Annotated in this window: 3 protein-coding genes; 1 reads left to right on the top strand and 2 read right to left on the bottom strand. The window is 73.3% G+C overall.

From position 1 onward, the window contains the following. Positions 1 to 1,256 (bottom strand): 3-phosphoshikimate 1-carboxyvinyltransferase (gene aroA, locus G6026_RS10150; protein ID WP_182613103.1); only part of this gene is annotated, 1,256 nt, incomplete at its 3' end. 41 nt (positions 1,257 to 1,297) lie between these two features. Here aroA and G6026_RS10145 point away from each other — a divergent pair. Next, a complete protein-coding gene (locus G6026_RS10145) occupies positions 1,298 to 2,092 on the top strand; it encodes an SOS response-associated peptidase (protein ID WP_107755948.1) in 795 nt (264 codons plus the stop codon). 18 nt (positions 2,093 to 2,110) lie between these two features. Here G6026_RS10145 and G6026_RS10140 read toward each other — a convergent pair whose 3' ends face one another. After that, a complete protein-coding gene (locus G6026_RS10140; protein WP_347238087.1) occupies positions 2,111 to 2,560 on the bottom strand; it encodes an aminoacyl-tRNA deacylase in 450 nt (149 codons plus the stop codon). Between the last annotated feature and the right edge of the window lie 20 nt (positions 2,561 to 2,580).

Below are 2,580 nucleotides of genomic sequence, written 5' to 3'. Positions count from 1 at the left end.
GAGTCGATGTCGTCCACCTCGATCCCCGGTACCACGAGGCCGATGATGGCACCCGCGGTGGCCATGCGGTGATCGGCGTAGGCCCGCCAGGGGGCGCCGTGCAGGGATCCCGGGACGATCTCGAGGCCGTCGGCCCGCTCCGTGACGTCGCACCCCACCGCGCCGAGTTCGGCGGCGAGGGCGGCGAGACGATCGGTCTCGTGCCCGCGGAGGTGGGCGATCCCGGTGAGCGTGGACGGGCCGTCGGCGAGCGCGCACAGTGCGGCGATCGTCGGGGTGAGCTCACCGATGGCGGACAGATCCACGTCCACGGGTGACAGGTGGTCGGGTCCGACGACGACGAGGGTCCCGTGGTCCGCCCCGTCGACGGTCTCGAGGGTCACGGTCGCGCCCATGTCCTGAAGGATCCCGCGGATGGCGTCCCCCGGTTGTGTGGTGGCCACCGGCCAGCGGGGCACGCGCACGGACCCGCCGGTGACGGCGGCCGCGGCGAGGAACGGGGTGGCATTGGACAGGTCGGGCTCCACCACCCGGTCGACTGCGGAGATCGGCCCCGGAGCCACGCGCCAGGACGACGCCGTGGGCTGTTCGACAACCACCCCGGACTCCCTGAGCATCGCCAGCGTCATCTCGATGTGCGGACCGGACGGGACGGCGGACGCGCCCACGTGGACCAGTTCCACCCCGTCGTCGAAGCGGGCGGCGGAGAGCAGCAGTCCGGAGACGAACTGAGAGGAGGCCGAGGCGTCCATCTCCACCCGTCCACCCCGGAGGGAACCCGTCCCGGACACCGAGAACGGGAGCCTGTCCCCGGTGACGTCGGCCCCGAGCGAGCGGAGCGCGTCGAGGACCGTGGCCTGCGGACGCACCCGCGCGGCGGGGTCACCGTCGAACGTCGATATGCCGGTGGCGAGCGCGGCGAGTGGAGGTACGAACCGCATGACCGTCCCGGCCAGGCCGCACTCGACGTCCGCCCCGTGCAACGGCCCGGGTGTGACGACCAGTTCGGTGTCGTCGGGGCCGAGCGGTCCCCCGGGGCCCTCGATCCGGGTTCCGAGAGCACCGAGCGCTCCGATCATCAGGTCGGTGTCCCGGCTGCGCAACGTCCCGCTCACCCGCGCGGAGGCGTCGGCCAGCGCGGCCAGGACGAGGGCGCGGTTGGTCAGCGACTTGGACCCGGGCACCGGGACCACGGCGTTCACGGGCGTGTCGGCGACGGGGGCGTTCCAATGACTCACCTGGTCATTGTCGCGCATCCACTCCGATCCCGCCCGGCCCGGGTGGGAGGATGGACCGCATGTGTGGACGGTTCTCGCTCTCCTCGGATCCGGCGCGGCTCGCGGTGGAACTCGACGCCGTGGACGAGGCGTCGTCGCCCCCGCCGGGGCTGTGGCCCGACCGGGGTCCGGTCTCACCGCGGTTCAACATCGCACCCACCACGACCATCCCGACGCTCGTCCTGGACGCCCCGCGCGAACGTCTCGACCTGAGCGAGACCCCCCGACGGGTCCTGCGCTCGATGCGCTGGGGCCTGGTGCCGTCCTGGGCCAGGGACCCGGGGAGGTTGCCGACCCTGTTCAACGCCCGGGTCGAGACCGCCTTCGAGAAGCCGTCGTTCCGCGCCGCCGTGGCCCGGCGCCACTGTGTGGTGCCGATGGACGGGTGGTACGAGTGGGTCCCCGGGCAGCCGGCGACACCGGGGGGCCGGGCGGGGCCCAAGCAGCCGTTCCACATGAGCCTGCCCGGCACCGAGGGCTTGCTCATGGCGGGGCTCTGGGAAGCCCGGCGCGATCCCGCCGACCAGGACGTCACCCAGCTCTCGTGCGCCATCCTCACCACCGCGGCGCTCGGACCGCTGCGCCGCATCCACGACCGGATGCCGCTCGTGGTGGACCCGTCCGTGGTCTCCGACTGGCTCGACCCGTCCGTGATCGGCGACCCCCGGGCGCTGGTCGACGGTGCGGGCGGTGACCTGGCTCAGTGGGCCGACCGGGTGGAGATCCGGCCGGTCTCGCGCGCGGTCTCCAACGTCCGGAACGAGGGTCCGGACCTGGTGCGCCCGGTGGATCCGACCGCCGGGCTGCTGTTCTGACCAGACCGCCCCGGGGCGTCACCGCGCGGTGATCGCCGCCGTGGTCGCTCCCGTGAGGGCGACGAGGTCCGTGGGTGCGAGCTCGATCTCCCATCCCCGCCGGCCGGCGCTGCACAGGATTGTGGTGTGGTCCGACGCGGACCGGTCGACGACCGTCGCCAGGGACCTCTTCTGCCCGAGGGGCGAGACCCCGCCGACCACGTACCCGGTGGTCTTCTCCGCGACGTCCACAGGGGCGAGTGAGGCCTTTCCGCAGGACAGCGCGGAAGCGGCCGCCTTGAGGTCGAGCATGGCCGTGACCGGCAGGACCGCGACCGCCAGCGGGGTCCGGGTCCCCTCGGGTGGGCGGGCGGTCGTGAGCACCAGCGTCTTGAACACCCTGCCGGCGTCGATTCCCAGGCGTTCGCCCATGATGCGTGCGGCCTCGTCGCCGAAGGCCCCCGCGCCGGCGCTGTAGGTGTGCACCACGTGGTCGACGCCCGCGGAGA

Origin of the sequence: Dietzia sp. DQ11-38-2 (genome assembly GCF_014145055.1) — a bacterium.
In the GTDB taxonomy this organism is placed as follows: Bacteria; Actinomycetota; Actinomycetes; order Mycobacteriales; family Mycobacteriaceae; genus Dietzia.
This window is presented reverse-complemented; position numbering and strand designations above follow the sequence as displayed.

Bases quoted from the DNA above. Each gene is read 5' to 3' on its own strand.
- G6026_RS10145 (WP_107755948.1), top strand. From the start codon at position 1,298: ATGTGTGGACGGTTCTCGCTCTCCTCGGATCCGGCGCGGCTCGCGGTG.